The 24,685-nt window shown below is 26.2% G+C and carries 20 protein-coding genes; 13 read left to right on the forward strand and 7 right to left on the reverse strand.

What is annotated here, in order from left to right; all coding sequences use genetic code 11:
- Positions 1-13: 13 nt before the first annotated feature.
- The 9 genes from HRT41_03195 to HRT41_03235 all read left to right on the forward strand — a co-directional run bounded on the left by HRT41_03195 (position 14) and on the right by HRT41_03235 (position 11,331).
- The gene (locus HRT41_03195) at positions 14-907 is read left to right on the forward strand and encodes a DMT family transporter (protein ID NQY23008.1); all 894 of its coding nucleotides are present in this window, start codon (positions 14-16) and stop codon (positions 905-907) included.
- Positions 908-969: 62 nt separating this feature from the next.
- Positions 970-1,863 carry a DMT family transporter gene (locus HRT41_03200; protein ID NQY23009.1) on the forward strand — a complete coding sequence of 298 codons (894 nt, stop codon included), beginning with the start codon at positions 970-972 and terminating at the stop codon, positions 1,861-1,863.
- Positions 1,860-3,068: an amino acid permease gene (locus tag HRT41_03205; protein ID NQY23010.1), complete on the forward strand. Its 1,209-nt coding sequence runs from the start codon at positions 1,860-1,862 to the stop codon at positions 3,066-3,068. The genes HRT41_03200 and HRT41_03205 overlap by 4 nt, the downstream gene beginning before the upstream one ends.
- Positions 3,069-3,208: 140 nt before the next feature.
- A complete protein-coding gene (locus tag HRT41_03210; protein NQY23011.1) occupies positions 3,209-5,152 on the forward strand; it encodes a hypothetical protein in 1,944 nt (647 codons plus the stop codon).
- Between the two features lie 27 nt (positions 5,153-5,179).
- Positions 5,180-6,322, forward strand: a complete 1,143-nt coding sequence (locus HRT41_03215; protein NQY23012.1) for an exonuclease SbcCD subunit D — start codon at positions 5,180-5,182, stop codon at positions 6,320-6,322.
- Positions 6,309-8,678 carry an SMC family ATPase gene (locus tag HRT41_03220; GenBank protein NQY23013.1) on the forward strand — a complete coding sequence of 790 codons (2,370 nt, stop codon included), beginning with the start codon at positions 6,309-6,311 and terminating at the stop codon, positions 8,676-8,678. Before HRT41_03215 ends, HRT41_03220 begins: the two co-directional genes overlap by 14 nt.
- Positions 8,678-9,379 (forward strand): pentapeptide repeat-containing protein, encoded by a 702-nt coding sequence (locus tag HRT41_03225; protein NQY23014.1) that lies wholly within the window; start codon positions 8,678-8,680, stop codon positions 9,377-9,379. The genes HRT41_03220 and HRT41_03225 overlap by 1 nt, the downstream gene beginning before the upstream one ends.
- A 314-nt stretch (positions 9,380-9,693) precedes the next feature.
- A complete protein-coding gene (locus tag HRT41_03230; protein NQY23015.1) occupies positions 9,694-10,428 on the forward strand; it encodes a pirin family protein in 735 nt (244 codons plus the stop codon).
- Between the two features lie 9 nt (positions 10,429-10,437).
- On the forward strand, positions 10,438-11,331 hold the full coding sequence (locus HRT41_03235) for a YceI family protein (protein NQY23016.1): 894 nt from the start codon (positions 10,438-10,440) through the stop codon (positions 11,329-11,331).
- 10 nt (positions 11,332-11,341) lie between these two features.
- On the opposite strand, the gene HRT41_03240 is transcribed toward HRT41_03235, so the two are convergent.
- Positions 11,342-11,842, reverse strand: coding sequence for a hypothetical protein (locus tag HRT41_03240; protein ID NQY23017.1), 501 nt, complete (start codon positions 11,840-11,842; stop codon positions 11,342-11,344).
- A 204-nt stretch (positions 11,843-12,046) separates the two neighbouring features.
- Between HRT41_03240 and HRT41_03245 the strand changes: the two genes are divergently transcribed.
- Both HRT41_03245 and HRT41_03250 read left to right on the forward strand, forming a co-directional pair.
- Positions 12,047-14,014 (forward strand): hypothetical protein, encoded by a 1,968-nt coding sequence (locus tag HRT41_03245; GenBank protein NQY23018.1) that lies wholly within the window; start codon positions 12,047-12,049, stop codon positions 14,012-14,014.
- Positions 14,015-14,099: 85 nt separating this feature from the next.
- Positions 14,100-17,006 carry a transporter substrate-binding domain-containing protein gene (locus tag HRT41_03250; protein ID NQY23019.1) on the forward strand — a complete coding sequence of 969 codons (2,907 nt, stop codon included), beginning with the start codon at positions 14,100-14,102 and terminating at the stop codon, positions 17,004-17,006.
- A 1-nt stretch (position 17,007) separates the two neighbouring features.
- Here the strand turns inward: HRT41_03250 and HRT41_03255 are convergent, their stop codons facing one another.
- Complete coding sequence (locus tag HRT41_03255; GenBank protein NQY23020.1) at positions 17,008-17,973, reverse strand: hydrolase; 966 nt, start codon at positions 17,971-17,973, stop codon at positions 17,008-17,010.
- Positions 17,974-18,059: 86 nt separating this feature from the next.
- Between HRT41_03255 and HRT41_03260 the strand changes: the two genes are divergently transcribed.
- Positions 18,060-19,031: a hypothetical protein gene (locus HRT41_03260; GenBank protein ID NQY23021.1), complete on the forward strand. Its 972-nt coding sequence runs from the start codon at positions 18,060-18,062 to the stop codon at positions 19,029-19,031.
- A gap of 3 nt (positions 19,032-19,034) precedes the next feature.
- Positions 19,035-19,211, forward strand: coding sequence for a hypothetical protein (locus HRT41_03265; GenBank protein ID NQY23022.1), 177 nt, complete (start codon positions 19,035-19,037; stop codon positions 19,209-19,211).
- Between the two features lie 4 nt (positions 19,212-19,215).
- Here the strand turns inward: HRT41_03265 and HRT41_03270 are convergent, their stop codons facing one another.
- The 5 genes from HRT41_03270 to trmB form a co-directional block, all read right to left on the reverse strand.
- The gene (locus tag HRT41_03270) at positions 19,216-20,628 is read right to left on the reverse strand and encodes an alanine dehydrogenase (protein ID NQY23023.1); all 1,413 of its coding nucleotides are present in this window, start codon (positions 20,626-20,628) and stop codon (positions 19,216-19,218) included.
- A gap of 127 nt (positions 20,629-20,755) precedes the next feature.
- Positions 20,756-22,039: a M23 family metallopeptidase gene (locus HRT41_03275; GenBank protein ID NQY23024.1), complete on the reverse strand. Its 1,284-nt coding sequence runs from the start codon at positions 22,037-22,039 to the stop codon at positions 20,756-20,758.
- Positions 22,032-22,850, reverse strand: coding sequence for a cell division protein FtsX (locus tag HRT41_03280; GenBank protein NQY23025.1), 819 nt, complete (start codon positions 22,848-22,850; stop codon positions 22,032-22,034). The genes HRT41_03275 and HRT41_03280 overlap by 8 nt, the downstream gene beginning before the upstream one ends.
- Positions 22,837-23,499, reverse strand: coding sequence for an ABC transporter ATP-binding protein (locus HRT41_03285; GenBank protein NQY23026.1), 663 nt, complete (start codon positions 23,497-23,499; stop codon positions 22,837-22,839). The genes HRT41_03280 and HRT41_03285 overlap by 14 nt, the downstream gene beginning before the upstream one ends.
- Complete coding sequence (trmB, locus tag HRT41_03290; GenBank protein ID NQY23027.1) at positions 23,500-24,684, reverse strand: tRNA (guanosine(46)-N7)-methyltransferase TrmB; 1,185 nt, start codon at positions 24,682-24,684, stop codon at positions 23,500-23,502.
- Position 24,685: the final 1 nt, after the last annotated feature.

A 24,685-nucleotide genomic window follows, 5' to 3' on the forward strand; every position in this document is an offset into this window, starting at 1 on the left:
AATAAAAAAAATTATGACACAAACAAATAAAACACTTTTTTATATTTTAATGCTCGTAGCAATGTTTGCTTGGGGTGCTGCTTGGATTAATACCAAAGTATTAACATCTTATATTAATGAATTTGAATTGATTTTTATAAGGTATTCCTTGACTACTTTAACAATGATACCCATTATTTTGTACTTAAAAAAATCTTTTTATATTGATTTAAGAAGCCTTTTTTTGGTTTTTCTAAGTGCAGTTGTATTACTTTTTTGCATGAAATATTCAATTTTAGGAACAAAACTAGGAACGGCTTCTTTAGGTGGGGCTTTAGTTACTGTGTTAATTCCTATTAATACTTTTATTTTTTTATCCTTTTTGAACAAAAAAATAATACAAAGAAAAGATGTATTTGCTTTAAGTCTTGGGGCTTTTGGTGTTTTAATTATGCTTAATGTTTTTTCTTTAAATGCTGATAATATTTTTACTTTATACAATTTATATTTTGTTTTAGCTGCATTGTTATGGCCTTTAATAAGTATTATCTCTTCTAAATCAAAACGTATTTCTCCTATTGTTTATACTTTTTATTTATACTTATTTACAAGCATGTTAGATGCTGTGTTTTTTGTTGATTTCAAAACAATAAAAACAGAAGATTTTGATACTGTTTTTTATTTAAATATGGGAATAATCATACTTGCAGCAACTACTTTTGGTAATACTATTTATTTTTTATGTATTGAAAAACTGGGTGCCAAAGAAGCCAACTCTTTTATTTTTCTTGTTCCTTTTTCTGCTATTTCTTTAGGGGCTGTTTTTTTAGATGAGAGTATATCTATTAGTATTATAATAGGAACAATATTAACCTTAATTGCAGTCAAATTATTAAATAATATTTCTTTTAAAAGAAAGAAAAAATAAAGTGCAATATCGTTCTATACATATTTGACAAATTCTATTATACTGCGAAAAAAAGGCATTAAATGACACAAAATAATAAAAATATTTTTCACATACTACTTTTTTTTGCGATGATAGGCTGGGGTGCTACGTGGGTTAATGCTAAAATATTAAGCGAGTATATTAATGAATTCGAGATGGTATTTTTACGTATTGGAATTACTGCTTTAACAATGATTCCTATTATATTGGTTTTAAAAAAATCTTTTAAAATTGATATAAAAACATTTTTATTGGTTTGTGTAAGTGCTCTTGTTATGATTTTTTATATGAAGTATTATTTTTTAGGAACCAAACTAGGAACAGCCTCTTTAGGAGGCGCTTTTGTAACTACTCTTGTACCTATTAATACTTTTTTAATTTTGGTTTTAATGCGAAGTAAAACAATAGCTAAAAAAGATATGTTTGCTTTAGGACTTGGCGTTATTGGGGTATTAACTATGTTAAATGCCTGGGCTTTAAAAGCAGAAGATATTTTTGTTTTGCATAACTTGTATTTTATATTTGCTTCCATTTTATGGCCGGTATTAACAATACTTTCATCTAAATCGCGTAATATTTCGCCCATTGTATTTACTTTTTATTTGTATATAGTTGTTGTGGTTTTAGATGTATTGTTTTTTGTAGATATCTCAAATATTGCTTACGAGAGTTTTGATTCAAGATTTTGGCTTAATATTTTTGTAATAACGATTGCTGGTTCTACTTTTGCAAATACTATTTATTTTTTAGGTGTTGAAAAACTAGGAGCAAGTGAAGTATCCTCTTTTATTTTTTTAGTACCTTTTTCTGCCATTGCTTTGAGTGTAATATTTCTAGGAGAAGAAATTGGAATTAATGTTATTATAGGTACTGTTCTTACTTTATTCGCTGTAAAAATATTAAACAATATAAAACTATTTAAATCAAAAACATGAAATTAAATGCTTTTTCTTTGAGCGGTTTGATTATTGGGCCTATTTTAGGTTCAGGAATCATTCTTCTTCCTCCTTTATTGTATAACAGTATAAAACTAAACGCTTTACTTGTTCTTGGTATTATTTTATTTTTGGGATTTATTTTTGCTTTAATATTTGGAAAACTTGCAATTTTATATAAAGGAGAAGGAGGCGTTACCCTAGCTACTAAAGCAGCTCTTGGAAAAAAATATCAATTATTAAGTTCTTTTTATTTGATTTGTGCCGTTTTTTTTGGTCCCGTGGCAGTTTTATTAATTGCTGCACAATTTATTCAAGAATACTTTTCTTCTTTATCTTTGGTTGTTTTAGCGCTTTTAATCTATGTACTTACTTATGTTTTATTACTTGTTCGTATTGATTTTTTGGGAAAACTAATGTTGGTAATTAGTACTTTTATTTCTTTATTGTTTATTGTTTCAAGTATTTATGTATTGTTTAATAGTTCTTCTTTTGTATTTGTTTTTCCCTCTTTATCTTTTCAAGAATTTGGACATTCTTTTGTACTTGCATTTTGGGCAATTGTTGGCTGGGAGGTTATTGGAAACTATTCCAATGATATCAAAAACAATGACAGTTTAAAATATGCAGTAATTGCTTCTGCTCTTATTGTTTCTTTGGTATATATTTTAGTTATTTTTGCTATTTGTTTTGGGGATTTTCCCAATAAAACTTCGGGGGATTTTAGCTTGTATTATTTGCTTGAACCCTTGTTTAAAGAAGCTGCTTATCCTCTTTTAAGTTGGGTATCTTTACTTTTATGTATTGGTACACTTATCTTATTTGTAGGAGGGGTAGCCAGATTAATTGCTTCTTTAGAGTTAAACAAATATACCTCCAAATATTCAGCTAAAAATACCCCCATTGGGGCTTTAAATTCTTTATCTTTTGTGTATATAATTACTCTGGTTTTAGTGTATTTTGAATATTTAAATTTAACTAATTTGGTTTCTTTTGCAGATGGATTTTTTATTGCTAATGCAATAATTGGTTTAATAACAGCCATTGTTTTGTTTGAAAAAGGTTTTTTACAATATGCTGCAATGTTTTTAGTACTTGTTTTTACAAGTATTTTACTTTTTTCCAATATTTTTATACTTTTATTGATACTATTTTTGTTTGTTTTCACGTTTTTTAAGAAAAATACATTAAAAAAAAGTGCTTAAAAATGTTACTTTTTATTTAGAGTTTTTGGCTAATAATTCTATAAATAGAAACTTTTATAAATTTTTTTTTCTATCTTCGCTTATTAAGCTATAATATATCAATATAAGAACTTGATATATAAAATATTATAGGTAGTTTAATGGCTGAAAATGAAAATGACTTAGAATCATACAATTTTGAAGATTTATTATCAGGTGATGACTTAGTTGTTATGTCTGATGATTATACTCACTTAGAAGACAATGCTTTAATTGATACAATAATTTTAAATTATTTCTCTCAAAAACCCATCACTGCTGAAACAGTTGAAAAAATTAACTATAACAGTGATTTTAAAAAAACGCTCCTATTTAATATTCAAAACAGACTTGAAGCTATTGAAGATGATTACAAGTTTATTCATTTTAAAGATTTACATATTATTTTCAATTTATTGAGTTTGGGAAAAAACTATAATATGTTTGGCTCTCACGAAGACAGCTCTTTGTATCACATTACTCGAATCCTTAAGGATTACGAAGATTTATTAAAAGAATTACATGTTTACAGTAAAAAAAATTTTAATCTAAGTTTTTCTTTTTATATATCTTTGTTGGAATGTTTTTCTTATTTGTTTTCTATTAATACAGGAAATGATAAAAAAAGACAAAATATTTTATTAATTATTGATATTATTACTGAGAGTATTAATACAATAAAAGTTTTGGGCATTTTAGATATAAAACAAATGAGTATTTTAAGTATCTACCAAGGGAAGATTCTGCTTACTTACTCTAATGTCATGTATATAGAAGAAGAAAACAGAAGCTGTGAAGATTTAATTGAAGAGTGTACCTATATTTTAAACAAACAAATTGATGGCTACTTTTTCATTTCTAATTTCAGTGATGATAAAGAATACGAAGAAATTTTCTTAGAAAATACAACACGTACTTTACTTTTGATGTTAATGAAACTGCAAAAAACACAAGAATATAGTTTTGACGCGTTACAGCATATTATTTATGTATATAACAATGATATCAAAAAAGAAAAAAACACTTTTTTGAATGAAGCAGAATTCAAAAAAGATTTATTTAAGAACTATCTTTCTTTACATCTTAGTTATGAGAAATTAAATACAAAAGAAGCAATAGAAGATATTATTTCTAATAATTCATTAAGCTCCTATAATTTAAGGCTGATGCATGATTTTATTTTATTTGATGAATCTCTTGGGGAAGAACTTTTAGCAAAAATTTTTAATTTTATGATAAAAAGCAATGAACTAAAGAAAGAAAAAAACGAAGTGCATAAACTTAAAATATTGGATGTAATACTTCACAAGTTTGTAGCAAATGAATCTTTATCTTATTTTTTACCTTATGCACACACCTTAAAACAATATTTAAATAAAAAAGAGATTTTCTCTTATAAAGAATATTCATTTTCAAAATTACACCTGTCTTTATCTTATTATTATTCTCTCTTAGGCAAAGAATATTTAAGAATGTCTTTATTAGAATATTATACAAGCGAAAAAATATCATCTTATACGTATATAAAACATGACAATAAAGATATTTATAAAAAACTCTTGCTTAATAATGCACAAGCACATTTTGCATCTTTGGGTTTAGAGGAAAATTTTTCAGACAACGAACATCTTTTTATTGGAGATGTTTTAATGAAAGACTATTTTATTCATCATGAAGTTTTTCAGAAAAATACCAAACAAGAAGAAAATCCTTTGTTTTTAAAGACTTTGCTTTCAAAAATTAAACTTAGTGTTTATGATTTGGAAAAAGGTATTCCAACTTTACTAAAAAACAATTTATTTTTTACTCTTTTTGATTGTTCTTTGGAAAAAACAATAACAAATGAAAACGATTTCATCATTTTGGACAAAAAACTTATTGAAGGTTTTATGATTGTACTTCATTTGAAAAATTCTAAAATTAAGAATCTTACTGCTTTTAATGAAAACAGCATGCTCTATATTAAAAGTACATTAATACACTTACTGCTTTCTTATATCTTAAAAATGAAAAAACCAGAGCACTACAACAACTTTTTACAAATAGATGAATACATCTCTTTATAAGTACAATACTAATACATAGGTTTCCTTTTGCAAATAATACACTTTTCAGATACCCATTTGGGTTTTAACGATTTAGACATTTTAGATGATAACAATATCAATCAAAGAGAAGCCGATTTTTATGATGCTTTTTCGCAGGTTGTTTCTTATATCAAAAACAATAAAGTAGATTATATTATTCATACAGGGGATTTGTTCCATAGAAGCTCTCCTTCTAATAGAGCTATTACTTTTGCACTTAAAGCAATAAAAGAAATAAATGATTTAAATATTCCTTTTATTTTAATAGCAGGTAATCACTCAACCCCTAAAAGTAATCTTTCTTCTCCTATCTTAAAAATATTTGAGAGTTTTTCTAATGTCTATCTTTCTTATAATCAAGAATATAAAAAAATAGAATTTAAGGATGCCATTTTTCATACTCTTCCACATATGAATGACAGCTCTAAAGCAGAAGAACAAATACAAAAAAGTTTTGATAATATCAACAAAAACAAAAAGAACATTATGATGTTGCATTGTAGTGTGGGTGCTTGGTATTTAATGGATGAATACGGAGAATGGGTATATCCAAAAGAAAAAGAATATATTTTCAATCATATGGATTATGTTGCTTTAGGACATTGGCATGGGTTTAACAGTGTAGCTATTAATGCAGGAAAAGAAAAATACAAGAATGTTTATTACTCAGGCTCATTAGAGAGAACCTCTCTTAATGATAAAAGAAACTCTAAGGGTTTTATTCATTTGTATTTAGAAGATAATAAAGAAATACAAGTTACTTATCAAGAGATTAAAATAAGAGCTTTAGTTCAAAAAGAAATAGATGCACAAGATTATGAGACTTCATGTTCTACACTTAATGTAAGTGATTGTAAAGATGCTTTAGTAGAAGTAGTGCTTAAGAACTTAAGTATTAATAAGTCTTTAGACATTCAAAACGCGGATATAAAAGCTTTGTTTAAAGATGCTTTGCATGTAAGTATAAAAAGAGAATTTTTAAAAACACAAGAAGATAAGAATGAAGTATTAGATATAGAGGCTTTAAGTCTGGAAGAATACTTTTTAGCACATATGCAAGAAGAAGAAAACAAAGAAGAGTATACGCGTTTGAAAAACAAGGTACAAGAGCTGTTTTCTTTATACAAGGACAAAAATGATACTGCTTAGTTTAAAACTTCAAAACTTTAAAAAGTATAAAGAACTAAATATTGAGTTCTCTTTAGGTCTTATAGGGATACTAGGAAAGAATGGTTCTGGAAAATCAACTATTTTTGAAGCCATACTCTTTGCTTTATATGGGGAATTAAAGAATAAAGGTTATAAAGACATAATACGAAATGCCAAAGCCAGTATTAAAGATGCTGTATGCGTAGAACTGTCTTTTGAATATGAAGCTTGTACGTATAGGGTTAAAAGAGAGTTTAGAGGAAAGAACTTAAGTGCTAGTGCCCATTTTTATAAAAATGAAGAACTACTATGTTCAGGGGTTAAAGAAGTTACTTCTTATATTAGTACTTTAAGCCATATGAATAAAGAAGCTTTTTTATCAACACTCTTTGCTTCTCAAAAAGAATTAAACTCTTTATCTTCTTTAAAAAATGAAGACAGAAAAAAAATGATTCGAAAACTTCTGGGTTTAGAAAAAATAGATTTTGTTGAAAAAGAGCTAATAGAGAAGTCTAGAGCATTAAAAAGAGAGATAAGTGCATATGATGAAGTTCTCTTAAGTAAAGAAGAGAAACAAAACAAAACAAACAAACAAAAAGAATTAAAAGAAGAAAAAAATAAAAAAGAAAAAGAACGTGTAGAACTTAAAGAAAAACTTCTACAAAAAAAAGACAAAGAACAAGGCTTGAAAAAAGAACTTGATGTTTACCAAGTATTAAAAGAAGAAAAAGTAAAAGCCTTTAATACCTATACGCTTGTAATAAACAATAAGAGTATCAAAGAAAAGTATTTATCCAAAGTTTTAGTAGAGATAGAGAGTTTAAAGAAAAAAGAAAAAGAACTACAGGTATTAGAGCCTGTTAAAAAAGAGTATATAGATCTGTATGAAAGTATGAAAGTATTTATTAAAGAAAAAGAAATAAGTATTAAAAAAGAAGCCTTGATAAAAGAACAAGAGCACTTACGTTTGGATTTTGTTAAATACAAAGAAGATGTAAGCCTATTAGAACTTGAGTGTAAAGAACATGAATCTTTAATACTAAAAGAACAAGAACAAAACCTTTTGTTAAATGCTAAGAATAAAGAAGTACGTAGTATAGAAGCTAAAGAAAAATCTTTGCATGTAAGTATAAGAAGTCAAGAAAAACAAATAGAGCAAAACAAAGAAAAAATTCATGCCTTAAACAGCCTTGGTAAAAGCTCACCTTGTCCTGTATGTACCAGACCCCTATTAGAAGAGTATGATAAAGTCTTAGAAAGTCTTGCTTTAAGTATAAAAGAACTACAAGAAAATAAAATCAATGAAGAGCTTAAGTCTTTATCTCTTATAAGTAACAAGAAAGAAAACGTAGAAAAAGACTTACATCATTTGCAAAAAGAAGCAATGACACTTTCTCAAAGAATAAACTTAATTGAGAGTAAAAAGAAAGACTTATTAAAAGTAAGTGAGCACTTTTTTAAAGTAAAAGAAAAAGGCCTAAAAAACAAAGAAGAACTTTTATCTTATGAAAAGAGTAACTACAATAAAGAAAAGCATGAACAAGCCAATACAAGATATCAAGACTTAAAAGAAAAATATGAATATGTACTTTCTTTAGAAACAATGTTAATACGAGCAGATAACTTAAAAAAAGAAAAAGCCAATACACAAGAAGAACTTAGTATTCTGAGTGCAAGAGAAGCAAAAAGTAAAACAGAACATGAGAGTATTCTTTATGATGAGGTAAAACATTCATTGCATCAAGATAACTATGTTAAAGAGCAAAAAGAATATGAATCCATACATTTGTTGTTTAATGCTCAAAATGTTCTAATAGCTACCTTAGAAGGAGAAATAAAAACCCTTGAGGCAATATTAGAGAAAAATGAAACACATGCTAAAAAAGTTCAAAATAAAAAAGATGATTTATTAGACTATGAAAAGATTAAAGTTTCTCTTTTGGCTTTTAAAAATAAATTAAATGCTAAAATTTCTCCTCGTATATCTCAACTTGCTTCTTCTTTGTTTGAACGTATTACTAAAGGCAAGTATCAACATATAGAAGTAAACAATGAATTTGACTTTTTTATCTACGAAGAAGGAATCAAATATCCACTTGAGCGTTTCTCAGGAGGAGAAATTGATTTAGCAAATCTGGTATTAAGAATATCTATTTCAAAAACTTTGGGTGAATTAAATAACAGTTCAAGTATGGAATTTATGGCTTTTGATGAGGTTTTTGGCTCTCAAGATGAAAACAGAAGACTTGAGATTCTGGAGGCTTTTCACACCATCAAAGAACAATACAGGCAAATCTTTTTAATATCCCATGAAACGGATATAAAAGAAATGTTTGAAACAGTAATAGAGGTCTAATGGATTTTCCAGATAATGCTTATAAGTATTTAAGCGATGAAGAACGTATATATTTTCAATACAAAAGCAAAGAAGAATTGCAAAAAAGATGGAAAACAGAAGAAGGAGAAGAATTTACACGTAAGATTTTAGAAATAAACTTAGTAGGTGGTTCTTATAGAAATTACAGTTCTTTTTTGGGTTTTGTTAAAAATGACTTTTTTAAGGATGATTTAAAAGTAGATTTAAGAGGTTTTGATTTATCTTCTTATTCAAATGTATTTCAGGAAAAAATTGTTTCTTTGGATTTTTCTTTTTGTGATTTGTCTTATGCTACATTTAATAATTCAGAATTAAATAAATGTCAATTTATGCATTCCAATATGGAAGAAGTAGATTTTTCCAATACCTTATTACAAGAGTGTGATTTTTCTTATAGCAATTTAGATAAAAGTGATTTTTCTTTTTCTAATCTGGAAAATACACAGTTTTTATCTTCTAATATTAATGCTATTGTTTTAAAAAAGACAAATCTTAAAGGTCTTAAGTTTAACAAAAAAGTTGATTTTTCATATCTTGATATAAAAGAACTCGAAAGCATCAATAATCCTGCTTTTTTAGGCTTCTTACGTCAAAAAATGAGTTTTAAAGAAAAAATCAAAAATAGCTTATTTCAAAAAATAGTGTATTTCTTCTGGTTAAAGTATCAGACTTTTTACTAATACAGGTAAAAAAGATATTTTTATGACATTTCCTTTCTTTTGTATCAAAGCTCTATGCGGATGCAAAAGATAGGAGTTTACTTTTTTTACTTTTTACTTTCTACTTTCATATAAAAATAAAAACTCACGCTATTTTAGGCCTTATCAAACAAAAAACAAACAGTTATATTACAAGAACGAATAAAGACATATTTCAAGAATTTTACATCATATTAAATAATATTTATTATGATACTAGTTAGTACTACCTTGACAATAAAAGTATAAAAGAGTAATATACTACTAATTAGTAATATATACAAGAAAGGACTAAAATGTCAAAATTAATACATTGGAGTAAAAAAGAGCAAGAAGAGCAGGTTTTATTTGGAGGAAGTTTTATCGAAAATAAACCTATTTCTTTTCCCTCTTATTTTAAAAAATATGCCTATTCAAATCTATTTTATTGGGCACATTTAGAAGCAAAAGAAAGCAATATTTTTCCTTTACATCCACATGAAGGTTTTGAAATTATGACCTTTGTTTTAAAAGGAAGAGTAGAACATTATGATACGATTAATGCTAAATACATTGCTTTAAAACAAGGCGATATGCAAATCATGCAAACAGGTTCTGGGATGCAACACAGTGAGAAAATTCTAAAAGGAAGTGAGCTTTTTCAACTTTGGTTTAATCCTGATTTTAAGTTATCATTAAAGAATAAAGCACAGTATAAAGATTACAGCCAAGCAGATTTTGTTCAAGATCAAAAAGAGGGAATAAAAAGCATACAATACTTAGGAGATGAGAGTACAAACTATCATGAAACACAAGGTATTAGTATTAAAAAACAAATATTTGAAAAAGGAAAATATTTCTTGGCTTTAGATAAAGATACAATATATTCAATTTATATCTTAAATGCTTCTGGTACTATAAACGAACAAGAGGTGATAAAAGATGATTTTATTAAGATTGAAGAGTCGCAAGAATTAAAAATACTTGCAAAAGAAGCTTTGGAGTTATTTATTGTAAGTTCTCCTTCAAAAATTTCTTACCCACTAATATAAAGGTTAAATATGAAAACAATTACGCATGAAGAGTTAAATACAATGTATGAAAAAAATGACGTTTTTACCTTAATAGATGTGCTGCCTAAAGTACATTATGACAATGTACATTTTAAAAATGCCATTAATATTTGTGTTTATGAAATGAGTTTTATTTCAAGTATAGATGCATTAAAATTGAAAAAAGATTCTAAAATTGTACTTTATGGAAACAATCACAATGATGTAGATTCAAAAGCAGCTTATGAAAAACTTATCTTAGCTAAGTACATTAATATATTTTATATAAAAAATCCTTTTTCTTTAAAGGATAAAACGTATTTAGTAGGTAAAAATATAACATTAAATGAGGAACAAGTTCTTAATCTTCCAACTAAACGTTTTTCATTGAGTTCTAATAACACCCTTACTTGGAGAGGAAAAAATACGAATGGTTCTCACACAGGAAGTATAAAGCTTAGCAGTGGTTTTATATCTTATGAAAAAAACGTATTAGAAGGTGAGTTTATTGTTGATATGAAAAGTATTGATACTTCGGATTTAACACAAGAGCAAGGAAAAGATTATTTGAATACACATTTAAATTCAGAAGATTTTTTCTTTACTCATTTTTTTCCCCAAGCCAAATTTTCTTTTTCAAATATTTCTTTAGAAAAAGACGCGTATTTAACAGCTAATAATTGTATCTTAGAAGGAGTCTTAAGTATAAAAGGAATTTCTAAACCTTTTGCATGTGCTGCTAATTTGTCTTTTGCTGAAGAGCGTTTGGTTTTATCAAGTACTTTTTCTTTTGATAGAACATTTTGGAATATTATTTATGGTTCAAGTAAATTTTTTAAGTACTTAGGCATGCACAAAGTGTTTGATGATATTATTATTGATTTACGTTTAGAGTTAGAATAAAAATATTTTTTTACGCTTGGCTCTTTTTGTATAGAACATAAAAACGCATAAAAAACAATGCGGAAAAGAGTCCATAAAACAAAGAAAAAAGCATAATAAATTCTACTTCTTTTAAAAGCTCTGTATTAATTGTGCTAACAACACCCACAAAGTATTTAATGAAAAATACAAACATCATCATAGTTAAAGGAATGAAACTGCCTTGAATAACAAAAGATCGTTTAAGAGATGAATATTGTATTTGTTTGCTAAGAGAGTATTTTTGATTTAAAAACATAGAAAGATATAAACCCAAAGCTAAACCAATGAAATAGAAAAAACTGCTCAAAAATGTCAATCCAAAATCAAGTAAAAATCCAAGAAAAGACAAAGAACATAAAAGGACAGGCATAATTAAGGCTCTTCTTATTCCAAGTCTTCGTGTTTTACTTTGCATATAACCAACAGCAATTAAAGAAAAGAACATCCAGTAGATGTAAAATGGGGTATTAATAAGTATATCTAATATCATAAAGTAGCGCTTTCATTTTTATATTTTGCATTATACTTAATATATATGAAAAAAGAAAAATATCTTTAGGTAGATTTACTTATATATTATTATTTATCCAAGATGAGCTAAATTAAAAATTAAAGAATTAAGAAAAGAATTAAATAAAATATTTAGTACTTTTAAATTAATTAGTATATAATAACTAACTATTAAGGGTTTTATATGATTGAAAATGAAAATGAATTCGTTTCTTATAATATACATGATGTCCTAGATGATGACATTATCGATGCTTCTTATATGACTACTCAAAAAACAAGTGAAACTGAAAATCAAATTGAGCAAATTACTCAAATGTATTTCAAACGAGAAAATTTAAATAATGAACTAATAAATAAATTATGTTCAGATAAAATGTTTAAAGTTTGTTTGCTAAAAAACATTAAAAATAGAATGAGAAATATTATCTCAGACAGTTCAACCCTACAATTTAAAGAGCTGGTTAGTATTGTTAATCTTCTTAGTTTTGGAAAAGATTATGAAATATTTTCTAAGTACAATGAATTTTCATCTAAGGGAATTTCTGATATTTTTAGATTTTATGAAAAACGTTTGTTAGAAGAATTTCAAAATAAAGAAGAAGAGTTTGAACTTACTTTTGAATTCTATATTACTTTATTAGACTCTTTTAATGAGCTTTGTATTATCAATTCCAGTGATGTAAAACGAAAGAAAAACATCAAAAAAATCATTGAATTAATGACAGAAAGTATTAATTTAATTAAATTTTCTATTCTTTTAAAAGAAGAAAAAATAGAAAAACTAAGTTCCTTTCAAGGGCGTTTATTACTGCTTTTTTCAAATGTTAATTATATTTCCACCAAAGATAAAAATTGTTCAGAAATAATTTATACCTATAAATTTATTTTTAATCAATTAATTGATGGTTATTATTTAATAGCAGGAGATGATAATTTTGAATCACGTCATTTTCCTACTTTATTGGCAAATGTTACAAACTTATTATTATTAATGATTAAAAAACTCCAAAAATATCCTGAGGATTATTTTAATGATTTAATTGAAATTATTGAAGTGTATAATAAATATTGCCAAAAAGAAAATAAAGAATATACTTCTGTATTAGAATTCAAACAAGATTTATTACAAAATCTTGTTTATTTATATGACCCTAAGTTAAAAATGTCATATACTGATTTATTAGAAATTATTTTGAATAAACCTATTTTACTTCACAGTGATATAATTATTTTACATGAATTGATTTTATTTTTAAATGCAATAAATAAAAATCAAGCCTTGATTTTATTAGACAAATTGTTACGAGTTAAAAGAGTTAAAAATGATTATTACGAAGATTACAAATTAAAAGTAATTGATTTAATTCTAAATTCTTTGATTAAAAAAAGAGAGCTTAACGATATTGAAAAATATATTCATCAAATAACTTCTTATTTAAACAGTGAAAATACTGCTTCTCACTTAATTTCTAGTTTTTCTAAAATACATCTTACGATTGCTTTATATTATTCATTTTTAGGTCCTAAGTATTTGGAATATTCTCAAAGAGAGTATTTTATTTCAGAAAAGATTTGTGTATATACCCTTATTAAAGATGAGTATATGGAAATTTATGAAGAACTTTTAATAAATAATGCTTCTGTATATTTAGACAAAAATTCTTTAAAAAATAAATTCAGCAAAGAAGAAATGATTGTTTATGGACAAAGTTTAATGAGTGATTTTTTTAAAAATGAAGAAATTTTAATTCGTTATAAAGTGAATAAAAATATTTCAAATATAGTTGAAAATATTTTAATCAATGATGAATATAATAAACAAAGCTTGGAAGAAAAAATTACCAACTTGATTTCATCTGAAATATTTTTTGGTTTATGCCAATGTGAGATTATGAAAAAAACTTCGAGTTCTTCTTCTATGAATGAAGTTGGTTACGAAGAATTAGAACAAGACTTGTTAAATGATTATGTTCTTGTATACCATTATTCTTATTCTTACAATGATACTTTTTGGGCTATATATAAAAACAACGAAAGTTATATAAAAAGTAATATTGTGCACTTATTACTTTCTTATACAATGAAAAAAAAGGAAAAAAAATATATATCTTCTTACAGTGAAGAAGATGTAGATCTTTCTTTTTATTAAAAATTTTCTTAATCAATTAAGTATTAAAATACTTCGCGCTCTTAATTAAAGTGTGTATATTATAATATTATTTTAAAGGGTCATAATGCGTTTAAGGTTTTATAAGTTAATACTGTTTGTTTTATTTTTTACTCTTAATTTAAGTGCTGATATAAATAACAAAACTCAAAAAATTTCAATTAATATTAATCAAAATAATCCTTTTCATTTTTCTGGTTTTTATATGGCAAAATACAAAGGGTTTTACAAAAATAAAAACTTAGATCTTAGTTTTGTAAAACTTGAAAAACACAAGAATGCTTTAAACGATGTTTTAAGTGAAAAAATAAACTTTTCTTTAGGCAGCAGTTCTTTGCTTATTCATAAATCGCGAAATAAAGATATTTATTTATTGTCTGCTTTATTTGAATCTTCGCCTTTGTTATTTTTAAGCCTTAAAAACAATAATATACATTCTTTAATAGATTTTATTGGGAAAAAAATATATCTTGGAGATAAACTTAGAGATAAAGCTATCTTAGAGCTTATGTTATCTTCTAAAAATATTGATATTAATACACTTAAAATAGAAAATAAGCCCCCAAACATTGAAGACTTAATTAATAAAAAAGTAGACATAATTACTGCTTATGAAGGTATTGATTTACCTATATTAAATAAGTATGGTTTAGAAGTTAAAATGTTTTATCCAAAAGATTATGCTTTTGATTTTTATGACAATATTTTATATACGAGCAAAAAATATGTAAATGAAAACCCTTTGATTGTAAGAGATTTTTATCTAAGCAGTATAGAAGGCTGGAAATATGCTTTTAATAATATAAAAGAAACGGCTGAATTTATTTATAAAAATCATAATTACCAAAAATTAAGTTTAAAAGAGTTGATTTATGAAGGCGAACAGTTAAAAAAACATGCACTTAATAAAAATATATTTTCCAGCAAACTTTCAATGGAAAAATTAAGTATTATTAAACATTCTTACAATGTAATAGGTTTAATTAATAATGATTATCCACTTGAAAATATCATTTATGAGCACAGCCACGGTTTTTTGAATCATGAAGAAATAGAATGGATTAAAAAGAATCCTATTATAAAAGCGTATGTTTCTTCTTTAGCACCTCTTCATTTTATGGATGAAAAAAAAGCTTTAGGAATTTCTACTGAGTATTTAGATTTTATTGCTCACAAAACAGGTTTAAGTATAGAATATCTTTGGAATATTCCTATAAAAAAAGCCCTAAATATGATGAAAAATTCTAATGAACTTGATATTTTATTAAGCCATACAAAAACAAAAGAAAAAGAGAAATATCTTAATTTTTCAAAAGCATATGTTAAAGCTCCTTTGGTTATTTATACTAGGAATGAAGATAATTCTATACAAAGTTTGGAAAATTTATCTTTTAAAACAATAGCTGTTGAAAAGAATTTTACTGCTATGAATATTTTGAAAGAAAAATATCCTAAAATTAAATTAAAAGTATATGAAAATTCAAATGATGCTCTTAAAGCACTCTCTTTTTCCCGCGTAGATGCCTATATTGGTGTTTTACTTATTAGTAATTATCAGATTTTACATTCAGGTTATTCGAATATTAAAATCGCAGCACCCACTCCTTTTAAAGCTTTAAAAGTATCTTTTGCTTTACAAAAAAACAATGAAATATTATTAAGTATTATTAATAAAACATTGGCTTTAATGACACAAGAAGATATTAATCAAATCAAGTCAAAATGGTTTTCTTCAAAATCTTATAGAATAGAATATACCTACATTGTATATTCTATTCTTGTATTTCTTATCATTTTGTCTATTATTTTATATGGTAATTCCAAATTAAAACTTGAAATCAAACAAAGAAAAAAAAGTGAAAAACTGTTTCGAATTATGTTTGAACAAGCTGCTGTGGGAGTGATTCTTTTAAACAGTAAAAATAAAGAGTTTATTACTGCTAATCAAAAGTGCTGCGAAATTTTTGATATGAGTATTAAAGATTTAGCCAAAAATGACTATGAAACAATGACTCATGAAGAAGACATATTTAAATCCCATGAATTTAATGCAGATCTTTATTCTAATGATATGCAAGATATTACAATAGAAAAGAGATATATTTTAAAAAACAAAAAAATGATATGGGTAAAACTTTCTGCAAAAAAAGCCAAAGATGAGCAAAAAGATGAGAACTATACTATTTTAATGATTGAAGATATTAGCGAACAAAAAGATTTGGAATTACAAAAAATCGAGCAAAGTAAACTTTATCTACAGCAGTCTAAAATGATTTCAATGGGAGAAATGATAGGTAATATTGCCCATCAGTGGAGACAGCCTTTAAGCGTTATTTCTTTGATTGCAACGGGTATTAAATTAAAAAACGAAATGGATTTACTGGAAAAAGATGATTTAATCGAAGGTATGGATAAAATCAATCATACTACACAACATTTGTCAAAAACAATAGATACATTTAGGAATTTTTTTAAATCAAGTAATTCAAAGTTATGGTTTAATTTAGACAGTATTTTTACTAATAATGAACATTTATTATTGGCTCCTTTTTTAAATGATGATATTGAAATAATAATTGAAATTGATGATATACGCTTGTTTACACTTGAAAATGAGTTGGTACAAGTATTTCTAAATATTCTTAATAATGCAAAAGATGCCCTAAAAAGTAAACAAAAAGATAAAAAATATATTTTTATACGTGCTTATAAAGAAAATAATGATGTTATTATCATTTTTAAAGACAATGCTTTTGGCCTAAAAAAAGAAATTTTAAACAGAGTATTTGAACCTTATTTTACAACCAAACATAAATCATCTGGAACAGGAGTTGGTTTATATATGAGTGAGGAAATTATATCAAAACATATGAATGGGTCTTTAGAAGTAAGTAATGTAGAATATACGCATAATAATATTCTATATACAGGTGCTCAGTTTAAGATTATTATTCCTATCTCTCTTGAGAATTAAACTATTGTTTGTTTAAATAGTTTAATATTCTTTTTTCTAAAAAATATTTTGGTTTAAAAATACTTCCTTCAATAAAACCAACATGGCCACCTTTTTTATAAAGCTCAAGGCTAATAGAAGAAGAAAGTTCTTCTTTTTTTGGTAAATTAGAGGGCTGCATAAAAGGATCATCAAGGGCTTGAATAATAAGTGTTGGTATGGTAATATTTTTTAAAAACTGTTTTGCACTGCAGCGCTCATAATACTGCGCGGCTGAAGCAAAACCATACATTTTTGCTGTGTATACATTGTCAAATTCTTCTATGCTTTTTATTTTTTTTACTTCTTCTTTTTTAATACCTAAATAAGCTTGCATATCATGATGTTCGTATTTGTTTTCTAAAGAAACAATTAAACGCTTTAATAAATGCCGTTGATAAATACGTGCAAAACCTTCATTAATGCTTTTGGCACTAATCTCTAATTGTAAAGGGGCACAAATTGAAACAGCAGCTTTTAATGGATTTTTGTTATTTTCACCTAAGAGTTTTAACAACATATTTCCACCCATAGAATAAGCAATGGCAAAAAGTTCACAGTGTTTGTATTGTTTTTTTAGATGTTCTAACCAAAACAAAGCATCTTTTGTATCTCCACTGTGATACGCATAAGGACTGCGATTTATTTTTCCGGAACACCCTCTAAAATGCATAAGCACAGAAGTATAGTTTTCTTTTTTTAACGCTTGCATAATTCCTTGTATATAAGGGGATTCGTGTGAGCCTTCTAAACCATGAAATAAAACAACAATTTTTTTTCTATTGTTCATTTTTTCTTTATTAAACCAAAAACACTCAAGAAAATCACCATCTTCTAATTCAAAGGTTTCTATCTCCATTTTTAAAGAATGTTTTTTTCTAAATAAAGCAGGGTAGAGTGTTTGAATATGCCTGTTTCGTAATAAAAAACCAGGATCAAAATGGTTCATCTTATAACCTTCCTTCTTGAAAAATTCTAAAAAATTAAATGGTATTATAGTCAAATTTAATTATAATACTTTTTTAAAGGCCAAATATGAAAAAAAAATATTTTATTAATCGAATTTATATCAGCAAACAAGACAAACTCTATAATGTAAAAGCAGAATTACAAGAACTTGGTTTGCTTTGGAATACTAAAGAAAACCATTATTATAATAAATATGAAATTTCCAAAAGTAGTATGGATGCTATTATGTGGATATGCAAAAAGAATGATTTTTCCTATGAGCTAAAAAAAGAAGAATACGAAGACATAACACAAAGACTTCAAAGCCAGTATAAAATACTCTCAATTAGTGAGCTTACTTTTGCCATTGTTAATAGAAAAGACGATAAATATATTTATATTATTTCTGTTTATAAAGATGTTCTAAGTGATACTGTAAATATTTTGGATAATAAAAATGCGAAACATTTTTCTTTTGTAAGTAAAGTTAGTGATTCTAAAAATACAATTTTGGCTATTTATTCGTATTTACAAGATAAAGAACATGAATTTAAAGAAAATATTATTGATTTTGATTTTGATGGTTTTTTATTAAAAATGTCAGTTTTATTAAGTGAGTTTACGAATGAAAAAGATGTGTATGGGAAGATAAATAAATTTAAGTATTATATGATTTCTAAACTCAGCGATAACGTTTTTTTATGCAATAGTGTTAAAGGATTTTTTCCTGAAACAAACTTTTATTTAAACAAAGGAAAAATTACTTCTTCGTATTCAAAAAACAATCTTAATAAAGAACAAGAAAATAAAATATGGAAATTTTTATATTACAACAGAGATAGGGTTGCAGTTGAACATAAACCAAGCTTATGGGAGTTATTTGCCAATAATAGGATTAGTGTAAGTATTGATGGTTTTGAAACAAAAATGCCTATTTGTGATGTAAAATGGAATAATGGAAATATAATAGTTCATGTATTTAATGGCAATAAAAAGGTTAGTTTAAATAAAACCTTTAGAAAAGAAGAACTTTGGGCTGAAGTTCTAAAGAATAGGTAAAAAATGTTAATAAAAAAAATATTATTAGAAATACTTGGATTATTTAAAAAAGTAAAAAGATATCCCTGTATTCTTTGGGATGGTAAAACAATGTCTTACCTAGATTTGAGTAATGAAGAAATTTCAAGCATGAAAAAAGAAAACAAAGATCTGGTAATTACTAAAAAAGAAGAGTTATAAACTCTTATTTTTTAAAAGGACCACAAACAAGAGCTTTTTCAAGGCCTGCACTTAAATGATCTAAACCATGGACCAGCTTTTCTTCCTTTATTAGCACATCAACAATTTGAGAAGAATATTTAATAGCACTTTCTTTCATCATTCCTAACATTGGCCAACCCCATAGTGCTGATAAAGTGATATCCTCTTTTACAAAATGTGCTTGGGTTAAAAATGTACAAGATATAACACCTTCAACCGCACTTCTATTTGTAGAACTGCCTCCTACTAAATCAATAATAACAGATTTTTTTGGAATATCATTTTTTAAATGATCATTAGAAATAAGATATACTTTTCCTCTTAATTCAATAGGTAATTCTGCTGCATTTACAATAAGATCTACATCTTTAAGGTAGGCTTTTATATTTTCTGGGCTTGTTTGCGTACGTCCAAGAACATGAATTTTTTTAATACCTTGATTGTATAATTCATGCATGGCACCACGTCCCACATTTCCATAACCTAAAACAATCACTTTGGCATCTTTTATATCCAAGTTTGCTTTATTTTCTTTTAATAATTTAATACCATATCTTGCCCCTGCCATTCCAGTTACATGCAAACACTGAATGCGTCTTAAGCCAAAGGGTAAAGGAGGGTGTTCTTTTCTGTATTCTTTTATTGCTTGAATTCCTTGTTCTTTTTCAAAAACATGTAAATCAAAAAGATGACACTTGTTTGTTTTTAGTTTTTCTAATAAATCCTTGTTATTAAAGTCTTTTGAATCATAAAAATACAAACAGTCTTCGCCTAGGTTTTTTATTTCTTCAAAGACAGTATTTTCATTTAATAATTGTAAAGAAAGCGGATTTCTATTTCCTGCTCTTCTAATAGCACCTGCTAAACGCTCATTTCGTCCAAGAACATGGATTTTAAGTTTGGAAATTTGATTGTTTTTAATAAAGTTTTTCAAAGCTTCTTTCATAGAAACTCTTGCTAAAATTTCTTCGTCATCTTGGATCTTAGGAGATTCAAGAATTTCTTCCATAGCAATAACATTGATTTTTTTCTCTTGTAATAACTTGGCTCTTGCAGGAAAAGAGTGAAAGTGAGCCATACAAAAAAGAGTAGAGTTTTTTTTCATTAATTCTATTGATTCTAAAGAAGGGCCTTTGAATTTTATAATCATGTCTTTATTAAGATAAATATCTTCTTCATTTTGCAGTATTGCACCTGCATCTAGATATTCTTGATCCGAAAAATCAACACCTAAACCAGCACCTTCTTCTACAAAAATATTTAAACCAGCTTCAATTAATTTTTTTACATCTAAAGGAATAAGAGCAACTCTTTTTTCCAAACCAGAAGGATTTTCAGGGGATTCTATTTCTTTTACTAAAGCGATATTTTTAAAAGCGATTAAATTTTGTTCCATAATAATTCCAATTTTTTGTAATTTACTAAGTTAAAGTGATAAGCATAAGACTTTAGTGTATTAGCAGTTAAGACAGGTATTCTAGCTTATATTAGCTTGAAGAGCTATAAAGATATACGCTTAATATTTATCTAAATAAATCTTGTGGATTAATATGATAAGAATCTTTAGTGGCTTGAAAAGTAAGAGTATAATCAACTCTTCCTACTACATATCCTTTTTTAATCCATTTCCCAACTCGCAAGGTGGGTGAGATTTGATCTAAATGAGAATAAATAGTATGTAAACCTTTAGAGTGTTGAACAATTACGACATTTTCTAATAAACCAGAGGCTTTTTTCGCATAAACAATTTTTCCATTTAAAACGTTAAATACCTTGGATTTTCTTTTATTGGTTTTTAGTACAATAGATTCATTAAAAAGTTTTATTTTATAAACTGAATCATAATAATTTCCAAATTTTTTGATTATTGTGTAGGACTTTAGAGGAGCAATGGTTTTAGGTCCTCTGTATTTAGATATTTTAATTCCTCGGGTAGAAGATCCTATCATTCTTACATCTAAGTCAATTTCTTCACTGTATCTTTGGCTTACTTCTTTTTGACTTTTGGCTTTTGATTTTTTACTTGATCGTTGTGCCCGTAAACGTTTCGCTCGGCTCTTTTTTAATGCAAGTAGTCTTGCTTTTGCTTTTTTGTTTTGTTTTACTTTTAAAATGTTTAGTTTCCCAAGTAAAGAAGAAAGTTTATTTTGTTGAAGCACAACTTTTTTTAAAGCTTTTTGATAGAGTTTATGTTTTGTTTCTAAAGAGAGTAGGTCTTTTGAATGTCTTTTTTTAAGCCCTTGTATTAGTTCTCTTTTTTTAATTCTTCCTTTTATATAAGAGGCTATTTCTTTTATCTTTTGTTCATTTTTTCTTTTGTCTTGGGATATTTTTAAATAATTGCTGTCAATTTTCAAAAGTTTATCTTTTGAATGCTGAGATAAAAGATTATAAATCTCTTGATTTATTAGGGCATCTAAAGAGTCTTTTGATGCTAATTCTAAAGCAATAGAGCTTGTAAAATTATTGATAATAACATTAACAATTTGTTCTTCTTGTTCTTTTTTTTGATATTTCAAATGAGAAGAAGATTTAAGCAGTTTTTTTAAACTTCCTTGGGATTTATTTAACAAGGTTTCGTGGGTTTTAATATCTTTATTAATAAGAGATATTTTAACTTCAAGTTTTTTTAATTGAAAATCTTGTTTTTTTATTTGGAAAGCCAAATCTTTTATTTTTAAGGTCGTTGTTTTTTGTTTTTTTTGACTTAACTTAAAATTTTTTTTGTTGCTTGAAATTTTAATATCAAGATTATTTGCACTTAGGAAAACAAAAGATAAAAACAGTGAAAGTAAAAACTTATTCATTGGAGATTTTATAGGAAATTAATACAGACATTACTGTAATAAAAGAAATTCCAAAAGATAAAAGAAATAGATTAATAATTTGTGTTTGAACATTTAGTTTAGTATGAACAATATCTTGAAGTTCAAGTGGAATAAACATATTCATATTCATAGATACAAATACAACCAAAGAAGAAATAAGTATAAAAGCTATAAAAGCGCTAAATAAAGCCTGTTTTATAATACGTGAGGCTGAATATAAAATGGATGCGCCATGCAGTTGAAGAATGCTTATTTGTCTTGAATTTTCATAAAACCATATTTTAACTTGTTTGGCAATAATAATTATTGTAAAGATACTAATAATAGTAAAAACAATAACAACAATTTGATTAATTATTAGTAAAAGTAAATACACTTGATTATGGTTTTTAGAAAAAATCTCAATTCTTTTAATATTTTTATTAAGGCTTAGTTCTTTTTTTATTTTCTTTAATTGTGAAGTAGTTGGAAAGTCTTTTAATTGTATTTTATAAAAAAAAGGCAGTTTACTTTTTAATAAATTAAGGGATTCAAAAGACAAGTCTTTTTTTAGTTTGTTAATAATTTTGTCTTTTTTTAATCGTGTAACTGTTTTTATCTCAAAAGAAGACATTTTCTTTAGTTTATCATTGATTAAAGGGGTATGAGTAATGATTACAATGCTGTAATCATTTGAAATACTTTCTTTGTAATCTTTAATAATATTATTCGTAAATAAATATATGGTAAAGGTTAATAACATAAATGCCAAAGGAATGACAAAAGCCAAATGATTTTTAAGAGACTTCATAAATAATTCCATCTTCAATTGAGAGTTGTTTAAAAATAATTCCTAGGTTTTTAGGAACTCTGTGTGTTACAACAACTACAGTGATTCCTAGTTGCTCATTTGCCCCTTTAAGTAAGTTCCATACTAATTGGGCTGAATAATCATCTAAGTTTCCTGTGGGTTCATCTGCTATTATTATTTTAGGATTGTGAGCTAAAGCTCTTGCAACTGCAACTCTTTGTTGCTCACCCCCACTTAATTCATTTGGATAATACCCTTTTCTATGAGAAAGTTTTACATGAGATAAAAGTTTCAAGGCTTGGTTCATAGAAATTTCATTGCTGTAACCATTGATTTTTAAAGGAATCATAATATTCTCTTCAATAGTAAGTTCATTGATTAGTTTATAATCTTGAAAAATAATACCAATATCTTTTCTAAGACTTCTTAGTTGTTTTTTATTTATTGCATTAATTTGTTTACCATCAATAATTAACGAGCCGTGTTTTAAGGCTATTTCTCCATAAAAAGACTTAAGAAGAGTAGATTTACCCGAGCCACTAGTGCCCCCAATAAATACAAATTCTTTTTCTTTTATTTTAAAACTTCCTTTTTTAATAATGAATTTATTTTCATCATAAGCAAGATAAATATTTTTGGCTTCTATCATCTAAACAATCAACGCTTTGATTTTATTGTGTGCTTTAATATTAGAAGAAGTAGGTAAGGGATTGCCTTGATAATACAGAGCTTTGTTATCTTTTATATAAATATATTTATTTAAAGGTTTGTTAAATGATCCAAAAGTAACTTTAATTAAAGCAGAAGTTTCATCTATAATATAAGCATCTTCTAAGTGCATAAAATAACCATCAAATATTTCTGATTTTCTGCTCATGTTTTCAATAAGTTCTTTAAGATTTTTTATAGGAGCAAAATCAAATTCAAAATCCAGATTAATATCTTCATCGTTTGCATAGTTGGTCAAAACAACATCGTATATATTTTTGCCTTGTTTTTTCCATCTGTCTTCATATTTACTTGAAACTTCTAGTTCTTTGTTAATATCTATAGTGATTTTACCTGTAGGAAGATTGGTTAGAAGGTCTGTACAATACTCAAAGTATTTTCTTGAATCTGTTCTTAATTCCAGTGTTCCGTCTTTTTTTAATACTCTTAAGGCTTCATTTATAAATTCATTTGAATAAATTCTTCTTTGAGGTTTTTTATCCCAAGGAACAGGAAAGTGTACAAAAATCTTACCTACCGTATTTGATTTGATAAATTCCATAAACAAACGTGCATCATAAGAAAGTGCTAGAATATTTGAAAGGCCATTAATCTCTACTTGTTTTAACATTTGTTCTGTAGAAGGAGTATGTATTTCTAAACCAATAAACTGAATATTGGGATTTTGTTTGGCTTGATGAATTAAATGCCGTCCTGAACCGAAACCAATTTCAATATAAATTTCTTTTTTGCAATCAAAGTCATTTACAAAATAATTAATATCTTTTAAGTACTCTTTTTTAGGCGCTATTTTATTTTTAAAAGAACTGGTATTAGAAGACAGAATATTTGCTTTGCATAAAGATACATAATCATTAAGGGCATCTTTTACTAAAGATACAGGAGATACTCTTGTTACTTTATCAATTTTAATCATTTCATCTTCGTCTTTTGGACGTAGGGTCAATAAAAAATCTTTATTATCGTTTGTTACGGCTATCTTATATTCCGCTTTTCTATTTTCATTATTGAAATTATAAGACTTCGCAATAAAATTAAAAATCGTTCCTTGATGTTCACAAGGAAAAGATATTTTTTCGCTTTTGTTAAAAATTATATGTGGCATG

This window comes from Campylobacteraceae bacterium (genome assembly GCA_013215945.1).
In the GTDB taxonomy this organism is placed as follows: Bacteria; Campylobacterota; Campylobacteria; order Campylobacterales; family Arcobacteraceae; genus NORP36.

Coding starts and splice junctions, on each gene's coding strand:
- HRT41_03195 (NQY23008.1), top strand. CDS start 14: ATGACACAAACAAATAAAACACTTTTTTATATTTTAATGCTCGTAGCA.
- HRT41_03200 (NQY23009.1), top strand. CDS start 970: ATGACACAAAATAATAAAAATATTTTTCACATACTACTTTTTTTTGCG.
- HRT41_03205 (NQY23010.1), top strand. CDS start 1,860: ATGAAATTAAATGCTTTTTCTTTGAGCGGTTTGATTATTGGGCCTATT.
- HRT41_03210 (NQY23011.1), top strand. CDS start 3,209: ATGGCTGAAAATGAAAATGACTTAGAATCATACAATTTTGAAGATTTA.
- HRT41_03220 (NQY23013.1), top strand. CDS start 6,309: ATGATACTGCTTAGTTTAAAACTTCAAAACTTTAAAAAGTATAAAGAA.
- HRT41_03225 (NQY23014.1), top strand. CDS start 8,678: ATGGATTTTCCAGATAATGCTTATAAGTATTTAAGCGATGAAGAACGT.
- HRT41_03230 (NQY23015.1), top strand. CDS start 9,694: ATGTCAAAATTAATACATTGGAGTAAAAAAGAGCAAGAAGAGCAGGTT.
- HRT41_03235 (NQY23016.1), top strand. CDS start 10,438: ATGAAAACAATTACGCATGAAGAGTTAAATACAATGTATGAAAAAAAT.
- HRT41_03240 (NQY23017.1), bottom strand. CDS start 11,842: ATGATATTAGATATACTTATTAATACCCCATTTTACATCTACTGGATG.
- HRT41_03245 (NQY23018.1), top strand. CDS start 12,047: ATGATTGAAAATGAAAATGAATTCGTTTCTTATAATATACATGATGTC.
- HRT41_03250 (NQY23019.1), top strand. CDS start 14,100: ATGCGTTTAAGGTTTTATAAGTTAATACTGTTTGTTTTATTTTTTACT.
- HRT41_03255 (NQY23020.1), bottom strand. CDS start 17,973: ATGAACCATTTTGATCCTGGTTTTTTATTACGAAACAGGCATATTCAA.
- HRT41_03260 (NQY23021.1), top strand. CDS start 18,060: ATGAAAAAAAAATATTTTATTAATCGAATTTATATCAGCAAACAAGAC.
- HRT41_03265 (NQY23022.1), top strand. CDS start 19,035: ATGTTAATAAAAAAAATATTATTAGAAATACTTGGATTATTTAAAAAA.
- HRT41_03270 (NQY23023.1), bottom strand. CDS start 20,628: ATGGAACAAAATTTAATCGCTTTTAAAAATATCGCTTTAGTAAAAGAA.
- HRT41_03275 (NQY23024.1), bottom strand. CDS start 22,039: ATGAATAAGTTTTTACTTTCACTGTTTTTATCTTTTGTTTTCCTAAGT.
- HRT41_03280 (NQY23025.1), bottom strand. CDS start 22,850: ATGAAGTCTCTTAAAAATCATTTGGCTTTTGTCATTCCTTTGGCATTT.
- HRT41_03285 (NQY23026.1), bottom strand. CDS start 23,499: ATGATAGAAGCCAAAAATATTTATCTTGCTTATGATGAAAATAAATTC.
- trmB (NQY23027.1), bottom strand. CDS start 24,684: ATGCCACATATAATTTTTAACAAAAGCGAAAAAATATCTTTTCCTTGT.